Raw genomic sequence first — 16,362 nt, 5'->3', positions numbered from 1 at the left:
ATTTATAGGAGTCTTCTATAAATAATAAAAATTGTCCCCAAGGATTTTTTTCTAGCATTTCTAAAGCAAATGCTTCCTTTAAAGAGATATCTTTTTTTTGTAGACGAGGACGAGCTAGTACAGAATCTTTCTGAGGCTTGATGATTGGTTTGAGAGTGTGGTTATCCATCAAATTTACTATCAATTTAACTGCTTGATGTAATAAATAATATGTCATTTAACATAATAATTGCATCCAAGCGTAGTTGTAAAGGTGTTACCTGTTTATTTTTCCTAAATTTTGTTGCTACAGGACTTTTTAGCACGGGAAAGCGATACTTTTCGCCATTATAGATATCATTAGGTAGTTCAAAGATGGGCGTTGCTGATTCAGAATATGATTTTACCTCACGTAGAGGCGCAGAGTCACAGAGAGTAAGAGTTTGAAATCATTGATTTTTCAATTTTATACTTCAGTTCAGCAACGCCAATATTCTTATTTGATATCCAGTATTAAGATTTATTGATTTCTACAATCATTTCTCCTTGGCGTAATTTTTCCAACGCATCATGTAAAGTGAAATTCAGAAGTTGACGCAAATTACGATTAGTAACATTTCCACAAGTTAACCAAATAATTTGCGGAGGTGTACCCAAGCGACAAACCAAGTCAACAAAATCACTATCTTTTGTCATAATTATTACATTAGCTATTTTGGCAGCTTCAAAAATATCAATATCTTTAGCATCACGTAAACCAATTTCTTTTAATGAAAATGCTTCGATAGCAAAAGTGTTTGTGATCCAATCTGCTAATGTTGGAGGTAACTGTGCATCAATCCAAATTTTCATGCTGTTAATCTAACAAAATCAGTACGTCTTGCAGCGAATATTAAACAAGCCTGAATATCTTCTAGTTCTAAATCAGGAAAGTCTTCTAAAATTTCATTTACACTGACATTTTCTGCTAACATTTCTAAAATGTCGCTAACTCTAATTCTCATTCCCCGAATGCAAGGACGACCTCCACATTGACCAGGTATTTGTGTGATTCGAGTTAATAGTTCATTCATTGATTTAATTAAAGGTGATAATAAACGATATTTTAGCATAATTCCTGACGCAAACCCAGATAATGACGGTAATCATTTGCCCATTCTATAAATAGGGTATCATCTGATAATATCCCTAGTTTGCGTGCGAATAGGGAAGAACTACAACCAGTGATAATAATCGGAGAAGCGGGAAATAAGAGAACAAAGAATAATAATAAATGGGATAATTTGTGTAATTTCATAGATGATACTCCTGTTATTTGATAATTTGGTAATTGGTTAATTTTTGGTTTGTTTCATAAACCGTCTGGGAATAAATTCCCAGTCTAATAGCCCAAGTCCGTTAAAAGGGACTAAAAAATTCGGCGTTGCTGAATTGAGGTATGAAATTCCCAAATTGAACCTTTAAAACTCAAACCTCAGTGCGTCTTTGCGCCTTTGCGTGAGACTAGAATTCATACCCTTAGGAACGCAAATTTAATAACCTGCAATTCTTATGTAACCTGGAATGCTGCGTTACGCTGTCGCTAACACACCCTACTTTTGCACCTTATTTAATTCACATTCCTTAATCAGCAACGCCAAAAATTCTTCCATTCAGTCGGTTTCAACCGACTTTAGCTTTCAGACAGGGAATTTATTCCCTGGCTTTAAATACCTTGAAAATATCAACAGTACAAGTTAAATTACTACCATAGTGCTTAAATTTCCTCCTGCTTTTACCATTTTTCCGCCCAGTAGATAATTTCTGAAGATGAAACATCAATTGCGACTCCATGACTATTACCATGATTCCACTTTGTACCGGGTTGGCTTTTATCTTCAGCTTTTAATACCAATATTTCATAACTGCTAGGAAAAGTTTCTGTTTCTGAATCGCTAGTATAAAAGAATGTTGTCGGTACGCCGTTGGGTTGGTTACTATGATTATTTGTATTCCCACCCTGGTATTGATGCTGGGAGATTTTTTTGTATTGTTTCAGCAGGTTTTTGATTTTTGTTTGTGGTTCTTTGAGACGAATTTGTAAAGAACTACTTTCGGGTGTGATTCCGGGAGAATAAGCCATTTGTAAAACTTGAGCATCACTAGGAATTTGTCCGGGAAAATGTTGAATTTGTTGAAGATCAGCCCATTTGTGATGACGAATTTCTTGATATTGTGATGTATCAGTAATTGGCTGTAGTTGTTTAGTTTTACTAGTAGCTTTATTAATCAGGAAACCGCCAATAACTAGACCAAAACTACCCAGGGACAGGAGAATTATTGTAGCGAGTTTAACTAAAATAGATTGATTCATTTGGTTGGGTTGCATCTAGCTGGTAGATTAATATCCCAACCTTTAAAACAGTAGTCCTGATAGTTTTAATCTAGCCTGAGTTAGATTGACAGGAAAATTTTGATTTGGTTAAATTGATTACAAATTTAAAAAGAACCAATGATCATTCCTGCCAAAATTAAAAAACCAATCCAGACGTTTTGACGAAACATTTCCCCATAGGCAGGGTGAGGTATTTTTGGCTGTTGTAAGCGCCTAATTTGCCAAATCCAACCGACGGTGGCGAAGATTAAACTGATCCAAAATGCTGTCTTTAAGTGAACTAATACACCTACTCCAGCTAGGAGAATAACTGTCCCCATGAGGAAAATAGCGATCGCTGTAGGGGTATATTTACCAAAGAATATAGCACTAGAATTAATACCTATACGTTTATCGTCTATGCGATCGCTCATCGCATAGATTGTATCAAATCCTAATGTCCATAATACCGTTGCCCCCCAAAGTAACCACGTCGGTGCTGTAATATTGGCTGTAACTGCACTCCAACTAATTAAAACCGCAAAACCCCAAGCTATGGAAAGCACCAATTGGGGAACAGGAAATACCCGCTTTGCACCGGGATACAGGACAATCACCGGAACGGCGGCTACGGACAACCAGAAGCTTAATGGGTTAAGATAGAAGGCCATAACTGCGGCACAGGCGAGGGAGACTAGCCCCACCACAATCCCAATTTTAACGGAAAGGGTGCGAGATGCCAGGGGGCGATCGCGTGTTCTTTGAACTTGAGGATCAATATCTCTATCCCATAAATCATTAACCACACAACCAGCCGCACTGGTGGCGATACTACCGATAATAATCACTCCTACTAGGGGTAAAGGTGGTTTACCGGCAGCGGCTAAGAATACAGCCCATAATGCGGGTATCATCAGAATTAACCTACCTTCCGGTTTATTCCACCTTAACAGCCGGATAATTACAAGCCATAATGGTTCTTGGTTGGTTTTTGGTGTCTTCAACATATTTGGTCATTTAACATATCTTTACATTTATAGAATATCGTTATTTGCTATTTCTCTTTCAGTCCCTATTCATCTATTCACAAGCACGAAAATGGTAAATTCCGTCTCGGCTAACTGGGAGAATACACCCAGTCAATCAGTTCCAGAAAATCAGATGATTGCAGCCATTGATATTGGTACAAATTCTTTGCACATGGTAGTGGTAAAAATTGAAGCAACTTTACCATCTTTTACCATTATTGCCAGAGAAAAGGAAACGGTAAGATTAGGCGATCGCAATTTAATGACTGGCGACTTAAAACCAGAAGTTATGAGTAAAGCGATCGCCTGTTTAGGCAGATTCAAAACCCTTGCTGAAAGCTTAGGAACAAGTAGCATTGTAGCTGTAGCGACAAGTGCAGTCCGTGAATCTCCCAATGGCAAAGAATTTCTTCATCAAATCGAAACTGAAGTTGGCTTAATCGTTGACTTGATTTCTGGACCAGAAGAAGCCCGTCGCATCTACTTAGGTGTCTTGTCGGGGATGGAATTTAACAACAAACCCCACATCATCATTGATATTGGTGGTGGTTCAACAGAATTGATTTTAGGAGACAGCGAAGAACCCCGTAGTCTCACCAGTACCAAAATTGGTGCAGTGCGCCTAACCGGAGAATTAATCGCCTCAGATCCCATTAGCGAAACCGAATTTAAATACCTCCAGGCTTACGCTAGAGGAATGCTAGAACGTTCTGTAGAAGAAGTCCAAGGAAAACTCAAAATTGGCGATTCTCCCCAGTTAATCGGTACATCTGGGACAATAGAAACCATTGCCACCATCCATGCGCGGGAAAAATTAGGTCTTGTTCCCTCCACCCTCAACGGCTATCAATTCAGTCTTCAAGACTTGCGAACCTGGGTAAATCGCCTCCGCAAAATGACCAATGTGGAACGGGCGGCCATTCCGGGAATGCCAGAAAAGAGGTCAGAAGTAATACTTTCAGGAGCAGTAATTTTACAGGAAGCGATGACCTTGTTAGGAGTCGAATCCTTAACAGTATGTGAGCGATCGCTTCGAGAAGGCGTAATTGTAGACTGGATGCTGACTCATGGCTTCATTGACAACAGACTACGGTTTCAAAGTTCCATTCGAGAACGCAGTGTATTAAAAACTGCCAAAAAATACCAAACTAACTTAGAACATAGCGAACGTGTTACCGCTTTTGCGTTAGATATATTTGACCAAACCAAAGGACAACTACATTATTGGAATGCAGATCAACGCCAATTACTATGGGCTGCTGCCATTTTACACAATTGTGGTCACTATATCAGCCATTCATCACACCACAAACATTCATACTACTTAATTAGAAATAGTGAATTACTCGGTTATAACGAAACCGAAATCGAAATCATCGCCAATATAGCCCGTTATCACCGCAAATCTCCACCCAAGAAAAAGCACGACAGCTATCGAAATCTACTCCACAAAGAACATCGGATAATGGTTAATCAACTCAGCGCAATCTTAAGATTAGCTGTGGCTTTAGACAGAAGACAAATAGGAGCTATTGCTTATATTAAATGTGACTATATTCCCAACTTCAAAGAATTTAAGATCTCCATATTTCCATCTACCATTGATGATGAATGTTCCTTAGAAATGTGGAGTTTAGATTACAAAAAAGGAGTTTTTGAAGAAGAATTTGGTTTAAGATTCGTAGCAACATTAATGAATACAGCACATTTTATCTGAATTGGTAGCGGGCATTTTTCCCGCACCACAAATCTTTTAGCATTCATGTCTGTATCTGCAAATCGTAAAGTAGGGGCGCAGGTCCTGCGCCCTCAATTATATTGCACCAAGTGTGATTACCGCTAAGTAGGTGAACACAATAAAACCAATCTGTGTAAAGAAAAGTAAAATCGCCCAAACCCTCTTCACTCTTGCCTTGCTATAACGACAATTTTCAACGCCAACCTACTTATAGGAGATATTCTATCAGCTTTATAGCATTTAAATATTGTTAATATCATGATTAAAACTGCTGCATTTCTGCCAATAACATCTGACTGTCTTTCCAAGACGTTATTTTGCCATCACGAGAGATTTTAGCAATAAATGGAGCAGGATGCTTACGAACAAATTTTTGCATTTGCTCAGTTGCTTTGATAAATATTTCTGCCATTTCTTCCCCTTTTAAATCTTGGGAAGTTAAAATAAACATTTTTATTTGAGCGCGAGCAACAGCAATTCTTTCTAATTTGTTTCTGCTGATTCTATCATCTTTAGTCAAAACAACCCAGCCTCTTTGACCTATTTCTGGTAGCCAGTCTACATCTTGAGTGCCTTGACCAAAATGTTGATCATAAATTTCAACTTGAATACCTGCATGGCGCAGTTTTTCTGGAACAGTTCCTGTACCTAAGCACCTATCAATAAAAAATATGATTGATTCAGGTTTACTCATGCAGCAGATAATTCACAGCGGATAGCTTCCTCAATTTTTAGGCGATCGCAATTATAATCACAAGCCAGATCCTGAATTGATTCACCAGCCTTTAATCTTTGAGCCAAAACAATCGTAGGAATTCCTGTCTCAGCAATCACAAGACGACCAAAAGCAATTCTAGGATCAATTACAACAATGCGGGGGTTATTTTTCTCTTGAGAACCAGTAAAGGGAAAAAGTTTCATAGCAAATCCATTTTTATCAAACTCAATGCGTTGAAAATGAGTATTAAAACTGCTTTTCAAATCTGTTCGCCAGTATTCCGAGATATTAAACAAAGAAGCATATCTTTCTATAAATAAGTCAACCCCATTTGTTGAAAATTTTTCACTGGCTAATGGATGTGATACTTGAAACTTCTCCTCGATATAATCAAGAGCCATTCTTACCTTGTCTCGTTGCATTTGGTGGTGTTTACGAATAGCTCTAAGAACATGAATTTCAACAAGATTAGTAAATGAAAGAAGTTTAGGTTTAATATCTTGAGTTAAAATTAGTGGTTTTGAGAAATTAGAACCATTTGAGATTGGAACTGTCCAAGAGCGAATTGTACCTACCGGAATGCGTAAGTATTTTGCAGCATCACTAATGGAGTAGATGGGAATATCTCTAGGATCAGTTTCTCCATAAAGGTTTTTCATAAATGTACCTACCAGAGATTTTCATGTTTATTTATATCATACGCCTTATGTGAGTTAGGAACGCAAATTTAATAACCTGCAATTCTGATTTAACCTGGAATGGTGCGTTGCACCGCCAACGCCCATCGCAGCACCACCAACTGCTTCTGCTGTTCCGGCGATCGCACCAAAAAAGGAATTAAAAAAAGATGGTTGTTCTGTAGATAATTGACTTTCTGTTTTCTGTTCATAAATTTATAAGTGAAAACACTTTACGTACAGTGATTGTATTTTACTTATAAATACCTGTCAATAAGCTTTAACTAAAATAGCACTTTATAGCGGTATGCACTTGAATGAGATACAAAATTGACCTAAAAGCCTTACACTAAAATCTTTTCAACTCTGTCACCTGTCAACTGTCACCAGCAATATAACAATTGTGTTTATTTATTCTCCCGTTGTGCTTGCAGTTTTAGCATGATTTCTGCGTGCATTTCGCGGGTAATGGGATAGAAATAGACTAAAACCAACCCGGCAATTAAACAAACAGTTGGTATCGGTCCAACAGCGATACGAATAGCTAAAAGTGCCGATTCAGGTTGTATGGGTAAAGAACTTTGTCCAGCCACAGCTTCTTTAAAACCATAGGCTTGTAAAGTATTACCGACCAAAAATAGCCCAAAAGCTAAACCAAATTTTTGCAATAAAACCATGAAACCATAGAAAATACCTTCCCGTCGTTGTCCGGTTTGCAATTCATCTAATTCAATCACATCAGGTATCATTGACCAGGGAATTAGATAAGCTGTGGAAACTCCCACACCTGCCATTACAGCCATAACATACATTAATCCAATTTGTTCAGGCTGTAAGAAAAATAATCCAGCAGCAGCAATAATCCAGGAACTCATTCCTAAGAAATAAACCAGTTTTTTGCCAATCTTTTTACTTAAATAACTCCAAATAAATAACATAAACAAAGCCGTTCCCTGAACTGCAATCATGACTGTGGGGACATCTCCCTCTTTAAGTTTCATACAGTTAACGACAAAATAGGGAATAATGCTGGCTGTGATTTGCACACCTAACCAAGAAAAAAGATAAATAGCAATAACAAACAGAAAAGGTTTATTACTAAAGACAATTTTTAGCTGTTCCAAAAAGGGAATTTCGGCTTCTTGTGGTAATTCCATCCGTTTCGCTTCAAAAGCCAAAATGCGATCGCGCACCCCATAAACGCACCAATACAAGGATAAAACCGAAATCACCGTACACACAGCCGCTAAAATTAGATACTGTTGTTGGCGATCGCCAATTTGTGAGAAAATAATTTTTGATAAAATCAACGATAAAATACTGCCACCAATGGAAAACGTAAACCGAAAACTATTTAAACTAGTCCGTTCGTCGTAATCCTGAGTTAATTCAGGAGTCATGGCTGTATAGGGCAAATTCACAACAGTAAAAAATGCCTGAGAGACAATCCCAATAATTACATAATACCAAAACAAACACCACATATTAACACTTTTATCGGCAGTAAATTGAGGAACAATCCACTGCAAGAAAAAGAAAAAACCAAAAGGAATTGCCCCATATAAAAGCCAAGGTAAACGACGACCCCAGCGGCGGGATTGGGTTTTATCGGTCAACATTCCCACCATAGGATCATTGATACCATCCCAAATTTTGCCAATCATCAAAATACTACCTGCCAAACCCGCTGGAATTCCTGCCACATTGGTAAAGAAAACCATCATGTAAAATACAGCAATATTTGCAGTAATAGCTGGTCCTAAATCTCCAGCCCCATAAGCTAGTTTAGTTTTAAAATCTAATTTTTCACTTGTAAGAGATTTGTGAAAATCGTTATTATCAGAATTATCTTTAACCATAAATTACACCCTTATGAATTGACAATTGACAACAGATAATTAACAATTATTAACACACTTATTTTAGTCTTATGTCAGACCTTTACATTTCTTGGTCAGATTATCACCACAAAATTGAACAACTGGCTGTAAAGATTTATCAATCAGGTTGGGAATTTAACCAAATCGTCTGTTTAGCCAGAGGAGGACTGCGAGTAGGAGATATTCTCTCCCGCATATACAATCAACCATTAGCAATTTTATCTACCTCATATTACAATGGCGCGGGTACATATAAAAGAAGTAATTTAATTATTTCTCGTCAATTAACCATGACTAGCGAAAATTTAGGTTCACGGATTTTGCTAGTAGATGATTTAGTAGACTCTGGTATCACTATTCAACAAACAGTTCCCTGGCTACAGAGACATGATGATTTTCCCATTCAAGAAATTCGCACCGCTGTAATTTGGTATAAAGCTTGTTCAGTTGTTGTTCCTGACTACCACGTTGATTATCTGGCTGATAATCCTTGGATTCATCAACCTTTTGAACATTACGAATCTATTAGTCCTTCCGAACTGGCAAGAAAGCAGAATTTAGGACTAAGAGAACAACTAAAACAACCATAACCAAACAGGAAGAGTAAACAACAAAACTATCATCCCTATAGCTAACGCAGTAACAGCCAAATCTCTATCTAAATCAAAGGTTTCTGCTAGTACCAAGGTAGCCAAAGCTGGAGGCATACCCATTTGTAAAACTATCACCTGTGCTGCGTTACCTGTCACCCCAAACAGCGACAGCATACTGCCAAAAATCATCGGCACTAATAGCATTTTAATAAAGACACTACTCCCTGCTTCTGGTAATTTCCGCCAAGATTTTAGTTGGGAAAGTCGCATACCAATTAACATCAAAGATAACGCAACTGCACCCCAAGCCAATTTCTCCAGACAAAATACCACCGGGGAGGGAAGGGTAACTTGATGTAATAATAAGCCACATCCAAAACTCCATAAAGCCGGATTAATCAAAATTACCTTCGCTATTTGCATCTGATTTTGGATATTATTACCAAACTTAGCAGCAAGAAACACACCTAAACCATAAGCTCCAAACAGCGAACCCAACATATCATAAAATAAAGCCCAGGCAAAATATTCTTTACCTACCATTGCTAAAGTAATGGGAAAACCCAGATAACCTGTATTACCTACCATTGCTGCTAAAATCAAACTACCTTGAGTTGTAGCGGGGGGAACTAAATGAGTAAAATGGGTTTGGGCTTTGATTCTTAACCAAGCTAATAATGCTCCCAGAAAGATTGCCAAATGAGCTATTATCGGTGCAATCCAAATCTGTCCTGATAAATCTGTTTGTATTAAAAAACCAATAATACTGATAGGTACTCCCACCCAATAGAGAAACTGACCTACGTAAGTAGAAGTATTTTTAGGCAATTTACGTCCCAGTATAAATCCCACTAGGATTAATCCCACCAACTTGATATATAGTTCTAAAAGATTTATCAAAATTACACCATAATTCAAAATTAAGAATTAAAAAAACTCGTTTTTTCTTTAACTAACTATTAAACACAAACAGGAGCAAAAACTTGAATAAAGCTGGGTTTCCTAAAAAACCGCACAATTCCTACCCTCTCTCTGGTGATGATATCCCAGTGGCTTTACGTGATACAGATGATGCCGGAAGTAAGATCAAAGTCCAACCTGTGATTTTAATTACAGGTGGATTAACAGGATTTTTGTTGCTGGCTGTGATTAGTGGTTTTTTGTTCTCGTTGACGGCACCTAAGCCAACTGCTAATTCTGTAGCTACACCAATTAGTTCTACACCTGTAGCTACCAATACCCCAGTTAGTAATAATGATACAGTGTTGGGACATTTCCTATACTCAGAAGCACCAGCATCAGAATTAGCCCCAATTACGGGTGACGGCAGAATCAGAATGCGAAAAGCTGCCGCTGTTCAATTTCAAGCAATGGTACAAGCAGCGAGAAGTGCAGGTGTAATTTTAGTACCAATTTCTGGGTTTCGTTCTGTACAAGAGCAAAAGCAGTTATTTTTCGGTGTAGGCGCACAGCGTAATCAAACCCCGGCGGAAAGAGCCGCCCTTAGCGCACCACCAAATCATAGTGAACATCATACAGGTTATGCGGTAGATGTTGGCGATGGCACAGTCCCAGCAACTAATCTCCAAGCTAATTTTGATAATACCAAAGCTTATCAGTGGTTACAAGCCAATGCTGCGAAGTTTAGTTTTGAAATTTCCTTTCCTAAAAATAATCTTCAAGGTGTCAGTTATGAACCTTGGCATTGGCGTTTTGTCGGTGATACTGATAGTTTAGAAACATTTTATAAAGCCAAAAATATCAAACCTGTAAAAACACAATAAGTAGGTTGGCGTTGAAAATTGTCGTTATAGCAAGGCAAGAGGCAATAGTAAAGAAGTTTTCAGCGATTTTACGTTTCTTTACACAGTTCGGTTTTATTGTGTTCACCTACTTAATAATAGTCAGAGAATATCAAATATCTGACACTGAAGCAATAAGTAATTGGACAAAAACATTTACAGTCATTGCGAGGGAAGGGAAGCAATCACAACCCTTGGAATTGCTTCATTTCACTGCGTTATATATGGTTAACGCCACGCTGCGCTAACGCAATGACATTGTGTAATTAATTCTGTCTCACTACTTAATGAAACTGTTTTATGATGTTTATGGAATGAAAAGCCGACCTACTCCCAAATAATTATCAATATCTATGATAATCTCAACTATACGATCAACACATTGTTCTCGATAATCATATTCATGAAGTTGGTGTATTTTCTTCACGCATTACTTTTTCTAATGAATCCTCACCTTTCATATTCCGATTAGCGGTGAGGATCATCATTTGATTTGCTTGAGCATAACACCAAACTGTGCGATGGATACTGAGCCTTGATCAAATCTATTACATCATAAAGGGTGATGCGCGTTCCCGCAATTGTTAGTCCTCGCTCAGTCCGAATAATAAATGCTTTTTCACTTGATAAGATGGTCTTCATATCTAAATTTATTTAGCAACGAGTATTCGTATTCTAATATTAATTAGATAACAATACCCTGTTTGAGATTGATCAGCCAAATACAAGCATTCAGCTTAATCAACAAAATCGGTGCAGTTTCCCGCACCGATTTACATAATTTAACTTTAATTTTCCGTAACATAATTCCTTAGGCTAAGGCAGAAGCTTGGGGTTTGGCGAAAATCATTCTGCCGGCGGAGGTTTGTAAGGCACTGGTAACTACTACTCGTAATTCACCACCGACATAACCTCTACCTTCTTCAACTACTACCATTGTGCCATCATCTAAATAGCCAATGCCTTGAGTTGGTTCTTTTCCTTCTTTGAGAATTTTCAAATCCAGATTATCACCGGGTAAATAAGTTGGACGGACGGCATTTACTAAATCGTGAACATTCAAAACTGGGACTTTTTGTACACTGGCAACTTTAGATAAATTGTAATCATTGGTAAGTAATGTGCCATTGATTTCTTGAGCAAAACGGACTAATTTAGCATCAACAGTAGGAGTGTCTTCATAGTCTACAGGGTTAATTAAAATCCGTTCTGGGTAAGTTTCTCGAATGCGGTTGAGAATTTCTAGTCCTCTTCTTCCTCTCACCCGTTTTTGGTCTTTACTAGCATCAGCTACTTGTTGTAATTCTTGTAAAACAAATTGGGGGACAAGAATTAACCCTTCTAGAAATCCTGTTTCTAGTAATGTTTCAATCCGTCCGTCTATAATACAGCTAGTATCTAAAACTTTGGTGTTGGCAGGTTTGAGAGTTCCTTCCACAACCATGCTTTCGACAGTATTGGGGTTAATTAATCTTAACAAACCTCGTCCGTGAGTATCTGCCAAATTCATCCCTGTAACAGAGAGGATAATACTACCAACAACGGCGACAAGAGGTTTGATAAAACCAAAATCTGGGGGAATGGGTAATAAAAATAGCGGGGCTAACATCAGATTGGCGAGTAGTAGCCCAATTACTAAGCCAATAGCACGGGTTAAGATGACTTCTAGGGGCATTTCCCGGACTTGTGATTCTAGACGGCGGTATGTAGTCTGGAAACTCAGCCCGACTGCACCACCAATAATGGCAGCAAAGACGGCTAGAATTAAGCGTAAGGCATCTAAATTGGTAACTCCACTGAGAGTACCTGGTGGGAGTAGGTCGGTGCTGAAATAACCTATCCCCGCCGCTGCCAAGATAAATGAGAGAATAATAATGACATCCAGCATGGTTGTGTTGTGTTCCTACAACTATATTTATTCGATAGAGTGAAGTATGCTTGTTTGAGTCCTTTTTAGTGATGGAATGATCTTAGCTGTTTAGGCAGACAGAATATGCCAACATTATAACTAAAGGGTTTTTACTGCATATTATTTTTATTTTTAGGGAAAAAGGATAAAAAGTTGTAAACCAACTCCTCATTTTCATTATTTTTAACAGTCAAATCAAATTAACTTCACTATTGATCAGAATGAGTCAAAAAGATGTTGGTTGGGGGATTCCCAGTTCTGCTTATGTGCATATTCCCTTTTGTCGGCGACGATGTTTTTATTGCGATTTTCCGGTATTTGTAGTGGGCGATCGCTTACGGGGTGAAAATTCTGGGACAATTGCCGAATATGTTGAAGTTTTATGTCAAGAAATCAGAATTGCGCCAGTTTATGGTCAACCTTTAGAAACAATTTTTTTTGGTGGTGGTACTCCTTCTTTATTATCTACAGCACAGTTGCAATCTATATTGACAACCTTAGAACAGCGATTTAGCATTGCCTCTAAGGTAGAGATCTCTATGGAAATTGACCCAGGGACGTTCGATTTCGCACATATCGCTGGTTATCGCAGTTTAGGAGTAAATCGTGTGAGTTTGGGTGTCCAAGCTTTCCAAGAAGAATTGTTAAAAACTGCTGGGCGATCGCATTCCCTTGTAGATATATTTACAGCTATAGAGTTAATTCACAAGGTCGAGATTCCCGAATTTAGCTTAGACTTGATTTCTGGCTTACCGCATCAGTCCTTAGCACAATGGCAAGATTCCCTCACCCAAGCAGTAGCAGCCGCACCAACTCACATTTCCATCTATGACCTTACCATTGAACCGGGAACAGCCTTCAATCGTTATTACAAACCGGGAGATCATCCCTTACCCACAGATGAAACCACAGTCAAAATGTATCAATTGGGGCAAAAAACCTTAACTGATGCCGGTTACGAACATTACGAAATTTCCAATTATGCCCAAGCAGGACATCAATGCCAGCATAATCGAGTTTATTGGCAAAATCGCCCCTATTATGGCTTGGGTATGGGTGCAGCCAGCTATATTCATGGTAAACGCTTCACCCGTCCCCGCAAAACCCAGGAATATTACCAATGGTTAAAAACCGGTGCTGTAATTGATTGTGAAGTCACACCAGAGACAGATGTTTTGTTAGAAACTCTAATGTTGGGGTTACGGTTAGCCGAAGGGGTAAGTTTAAATTCCCTGGTAGCAAATTTTGGCACCCATCAAGTAGAGAAAATTCAAAGCTGTTTGCAACCATACTTTGTTCAGGGTTGGGTGAAGATTGTTGGGGATAGGTTGCGTTTTAGCGATCCCGATGGGTTTATATTTTCTAACGTGATGTTAGCGAAGTTGTTTGAAGAGTTGGGAGAATGATGATTTTACCTCACGCAGAGGCGCTCCAGGCGCAGAGAGTAAAAATTTGAGACTTTTCAATTTAGCAAAGCCGATTATTGCATCAAATCATCATTTGCAACGTCACCGGGATAAAAGTTTAAGTTTATTAAATCTTCCCATGAATATAGGCATTGGGGAGAAAAGGTTGATAACGGTAAATTTGTTTCTGCTGATGCTAAATCCCTCGCATTTTCATAAGCTTCCTGAAGTGCTACTTCTAGAGAAGACTGCAAACTAGGATTTTCATTCAGTAATTTTATAATATCCCGGCGTTGAATCCGAATAGTTGCTAACCAACTACGACTCCGTTTTAATGATTGATGTTCCCATTTGAGTAAATTTCCAATTAAAATACTCAGACGATTTCTTAATTCTTGGCGTTCCTTTCTCCCCAAAGATTCAACTTCCTCAATTAAATTAGCTAAATCAACTTGATGCCATTGCTGATAACGTAATAAATTAGCCTGTTGTTGAGTCCAGGCGTAAAAATCAGTTTCATAAAGATGATCATTCAGGTTTACAGCGGATTCTTTCACTTGTGGTGACTGCATAATTAAAACCTAGTAAACTCAAATTAATTATAACTCCCTTCTTCCTCTCTGCGCCTGGATCACCTCTGCGTGAGAAAAAACCTAAAAAGTCACCACACTGCGAATAGACTCCCCTCTGTGCATCAAATCAAAAGCATCATTAATCCTTTCAATCGGCATCACATGAGTAATTAAATCATCAATATTAATCTTTCCATCCATATACCAATCTACTATTTTCGGTACATCTGTCCGCCCTCTTGCACCACCAAAAGCCGAACCTTTCCAAACTCTTCCAGTTACTAATTGAAAGGGACGAGTGCTGATTTCTTTACCCGCACCAGCCACACCAATAATCACACTCACACCCCAACCTTTATGACAACATTCCAAAGCTTGACGCATGATATTGACATTACCAATACATTCAAATGAATAGTCAGCGCCACCGTTTGTTAAATCTACCAAATAAGGAACTAAATCACCTGCAACTTCTTGGGGATTCACAAAATGCGTCATTCCAAATTTTTCCGCCAATTCGCGTTTATTGGGATTAATATCTACACCAATAATTTTATTTGCGCCTACCATTCGCGCCTCTTGAATCACATTTAAACCAATTCCACCCAAACCAAAAACTACTACATTTGCGCCCGGTTCTACTTTAGCTGTGTAGATAACCGCACCAATTCCTGTTGTCACACCACAACCGATATAACAAACTTTATCGAAAGGTGCATCTTCCCGAATTTTGGCTACGGCAATTTCTGGCAATACCGTATAATTAGCGAAAGTGGATGTACCCATATAATGATGAATCCTGTCGCCACCAATACTAAAACGGCTAGTACCATCAGGCATTAAACCCCGTCCTTGTGTGCCGCGAATTGCTTGACAGAGATTGGTTTTGAAGCTGAGGCAATAATCACATTGCCGACATTCGGGTGTGTATAAAGGAATTACATGATCTCCTGGTTTAAGACTTTTGACATCAACCCCTACTTCGACAACTATACCAGCGCCTTCATGTCCTAAAATTGCCGGAAATAAGCCTTCAGGATCATTACCAGAAAGGGTGAAAGCATCAGTATGACAAATCCCACTGGCTTTAATCTCAATTAATACTTCCCCTGCTTGTGGTCTTTGTAGTTGTACGGTTTCGATTGTCAGGGGTTTTCCTGCGGTGTATGCTATTGCTGCTTTGACTTCCATTTGGTTCTCCTTTGGGAATTTAAGTAATTTTATCTCACGCAGAGGCGCTCCAGGCGCAAAGAGGAGATGAGTTTGGGAAGGTTTTGGGGAAATTTCTGGTATATTGTAGGTAAAATTAAGAAATATGCTAAGTAAATTGGCGTTGAAAATTGTCGTTTCTGCTTCTGATGACGACACCCTGAAGGTGTGGGATTTGCACACAGGAAAGGAACTCTCTACTTTTACAGGTGAAAGTTCTATATTTTGTTGTGCAGTTAACCCAGATGGGTTAACTGTTGTTGCTGAAGAATCATCAGGTCGTGTTCATTTTCTGCGATTGGAGGGAGGGGATATATAATGAGCAAATCTTATTTTATTTATCTTGATGTTTGTTGTTTAAATCGCCCTTTTGATGATTGGAGTTATGATAGAAATCGTTTAGAAGGTGAAGCACTTATTAAAATTTTCAAGCTGGTTAAATCAGGAAAATATAAATTAGTCACTAGCGAAGCTATCCAAGCAGAGTTAAGAAAAATG

At 38.4% G+C, this 16,362-nt stretch carries 19 protein-coding genes and 3 pseudogenes; 6 read left to right on the top strand and 16 right to left on the bottom strand.

What is annotated here, in order from left to right; all coding sequences use genetic code 11:
• The 6 genes from IQ228_RS07765 to IQ228_RS07740 form a co-directional block, all read right to left on the bottom strand.
• Positions 1-217 (bottom strand): hypothetical protein (locus IQ228_RS07765; protein WP_193962555.1); only part of this gene is annotated, 217 nt, incomplete at its 3' end.
• A gap of 275 nt (positions 218-492) precedes the next feature.
• Positions 493-831: a DUF5615 family PIN-like protein gene (locus tag IQ228_RS07760; RefSeq protein ID WP_027403706.1), complete on the bottom strand. Its 339-nt coding sequence runs from the start codon at positions 829-831 to the stop codon at positions 493-495.
• The gene (locus IQ228_RS07755) at positions 828-1,052 is read right to left on the bottom strand and encodes a DUF433 domain-containing protein (RefSeq protein ID WP_027403705.1); all 225 of its coding nucleotides are present in this window, start codon (positions 1,050-1,052) and stop codon (positions 828-830) included. Before IQ228_RS07755 ends, IQ228_RS07760 begins: the two co-directional genes overlap by 4 nt.
• Positions 1,053-1,084: 32 nt before the next feature.
• Positions 1,085-1,276, bottom strand: coding sequence for a hypothetical protein (locus tag IQ228_RS07750; RefSeq protein ID WP_027403704.1), 192 nt, complete (start codon positions 1,274-1,276; stop codon positions 1,085-1,087).
• Positions 1,277-1,753: 477 nt separating this feature from the next.
• Positions 1,754-2,332, bottom strand: coding sequence for a hypothetical protein (locus tag IQ228_RS07745; protein WP_027403703.1), 579 nt, complete (start codon positions 2,330-2,332; stop codon positions 1,754-1,756).
• Between the two features lie 125 nt (positions 2,333-2,457).
• A complete protein-coding gene (locus IQ228_RS07740) occupies positions 2,458-3,339 on the bottom strand; it encodes a 4-hydroxybenzoate solanesyltransferase (protein ID WP_027403702.1) in 882 nt (293 codons plus the stop codon).
• 91 nt (positions 3,340-3,430) lie between these two features.
• Here IQ228_RS07740 and IQ228_RS07735 point away from each other — a divergent pair, with 91 nt between their 5' ends.
• Positions 3,431-5,077, top strand: coding sequence for a Ppx/GppA phosphatase family protein (locus IQ228_RS07735; RefSeq protein WP_027403701.1), 1,647 nt, complete (start codon positions 3,431-3,433; stop codon positions 5,075-5,077).
• Positions 5,078-5,360: 283 nt separating this feature from the next.
• On the opposite strand, the gene IQ228_RS07730 is transcribed toward IQ228_RS07735, so the two are convergent.
• The 4 genes from IQ228_RS07730 to IQ228_RS07715 form a co-directional block, all read right to left on the bottom strand.
• Positions 5,361-5,792, bottom strand: coding sequence for a hypothetical protein (locus IQ228_RS07730; protein WP_027403700.1), 432 nt, complete (start codon positions 5,790-5,792; stop codon positions 5,361-5,363).
• Positions 5,789-6,475, bottom strand: a complete 687-nt coding sequence (locus IQ228_RS07725; protein ID WP_193962554.1) for a DUF433 domain-containing protein — start codon at positions 6,473-6,475, stop codon at positions 5,789-5,791. Before IQ228_RS07725 ends, IQ228_RS07730 begins: the two co-directional genes overlap by 4 nt.
• Before the next feature lie 89 nt (positions 6,476-6,564).
• Positions 6,565-6,705, bottom strand: coding sequence for a hypothetical protein (locus tag IQ228_RS07720; protein WP_160170642.1), 141 nt, complete (start codon positions 6,703-6,705; stop codon positions 6,565-6,567).
• 195 nt (positions 6,706-6,900) lie between these two features.
• Positions 6,901-8,352 carry an MFS transporter gene (locus IQ228_RS07715; RefSeq protein ID WP_027403698.1) on the bottom strand — a complete coding sequence of 484 codons (1,452 nt, stop codon included), beginning with the start codon at positions 8,350-8,352 and terminating at the stop codon, positions 6,901-6,903.
• 71 nt (positions 8,353-8,423) lie between these two features.
• Between IQ228_RS07715 and IQ228_RS07710 the strand changes: the two genes are divergently transcribed.
• A complete protein-coding gene (locus IQ228_RS07710; protein ID WP_027403697.1) occupies positions 8,424-8,963 on the top strand; it encodes a phosphoribosyltransferase in 540 nt (179 codons plus the stop codon).
• On the opposite strand, the gene IQ228_RS07705 is transcribed toward IQ228_RS07710, so the two are convergent.
• The gene (locus IQ228_RS07705; protein ID WP_027403696.1) at positions 8,949-9,866 is read right to left on the bottom strand and encodes an AEC family transporter; all 918 of its coding nucleotides are present in this window, start codon (positions 9,864-9,866) and stop codon (positions 8,949-8,951) included. The genes IQ228_RS07710 and IQ228_RS07705 overlap by 15 nt on opposite strands.
• A gap of 83 nt (positions 9,867-9,949) precedes the next feature.
• Here IQ228_RS07705 and IQ228_RS07700 point away from each other — a divergent pair, with 83 nt between their 5' ends.
• Positions 9,950-10,750 carry a D-alanyl-D-alanine carboxypeptidase family protein gene (locus tag IQ228_RS07700; protein ID WP_193962553.1) on the top strand — a complete coding sequence of 267 codons (801 nt, stop codon included), beginning with the start codon at positions 9,950-9,952 and terminating at the stop codon, positions 10,748-10,750.
• 325 nt (positions 10,751-11,075) lie between these two features.
• On the opposite strand, the pseudogene IQ228_RS26515 reads toward IQ228_RS07700, so the two are convergent.
• From IQ228_RS26515 to IQ228_RS07690, 3 genes and pseudogenes are all read right to left on the bottom strand, one after another.
• Positions 11,076-11,289 (bottom strand): annotated as a pseudogene (locus tag IQ228_RS26515) (ACP S-malonyltransferase); the annotation flags it as partial.
• A 1-nt stretch (position 11,290) separates the two neighbouring features.
• Positions 11,291-11,410: pseudogene (locus IQ228_RS07695) on the bottom strand (DUF433 domain-containing protein); the annotation flags it as partial.
• A 169-nt stretch (positions 11,411-11,579) separates the two neighbouring features.
• Positions 11,580-12,656, bottom strand: coding sequence for a PIN/TRAM domain-containing protein (locus IQ228_RS07690; protein WP_027403694.1), 1,077 nt, complete (start codon positions 12,654-12,656; stop codon positions 11,580-11,582).
• Between the two features lie 242 nt (positions 12,657-12,898).
• Here IQ228_RS07690 and hemW point away from each other — a divergent pair, with 242 nt between their 5' ends.
• Positions 12,899-14,083, top strand: a complete 1,185-nt coding sequence (hemW, locus tag IQ228_RS07685; protein ID WP_193962552.1) for a radical SAM family heme chaperone HemW — start codon at positions 12,899-12,901, stop codon at positions 14,081-14,083.
• Positions 14,084-14,157: 74 nt separating this feature from the next.
• On the opposite strand, the gene IQ228_RS07680 is transcribed toward hemW, so the two are convergent.
• A complete protein-coding gene (locus tag IQ228_RS07680; protein WP_193962551.1) occupies positions 14,158-14,655 on the bottom strand; it encodes a DUF29 domain-containing protein in 498 nt (165 codons plus the stop codon).
• A gap of 81 nt (positions 14,656-14,736) precedes the next feature.
• A complete protein-coding gene (locus tag IQ228_RS07675) occupies positions 14,737-15,846 on the bottom strand; it encodes an S-(hydroxymethyl)glutathione dehydrogenase/class III alcohol dehydrogenase (RefSeq protein WP_193962550.1) in 1,110 nt (369 codons plus the stop codon).
• Positions 15,847-15,970: 124 nt separating this feature from the next.
• On the opposite strand from IQ228_RS07675, the gene IQ228_RS07670 reads away from it, so the two are divergent.
• Both IQ228_RS07670 and IQ228_RS07665 read left to right on the top strand, forming a co-directional pair.
• A complete protein-coding gene (locus tag IQ228_RS07670) occupies positions 15,971-16,183 on the top strand; it encodes a WD40 repeat domain-containing protein (RefSeq protein WP_027403691.1) in 213 nt (70 codons plus the stop codon).
• Positions 16,183-16,362 (top strand): annotated as a pseudogene (locus IQ228_RS07665) (hypothetical protein); the annotation flags it as partial. The gene IQ228_RS07670 and the pseudogene IQ228_RS07665, both read left to right, overlap by 1 nt.

The sequence above is a fragment of the Dolichospermum sp. LEGE 00246 genome, from assembly GCF_015207865.1.
Lineage (GTDB): Bacteria > Cyanobacteriota > Cyanobacteriia > Cyanobacteriales > Nostocaceae > Dolichospermum > Dolichospermum heterosporum.
This window is presented reverse-complemented; position numbering and strand designations above follow the sequence as displayed.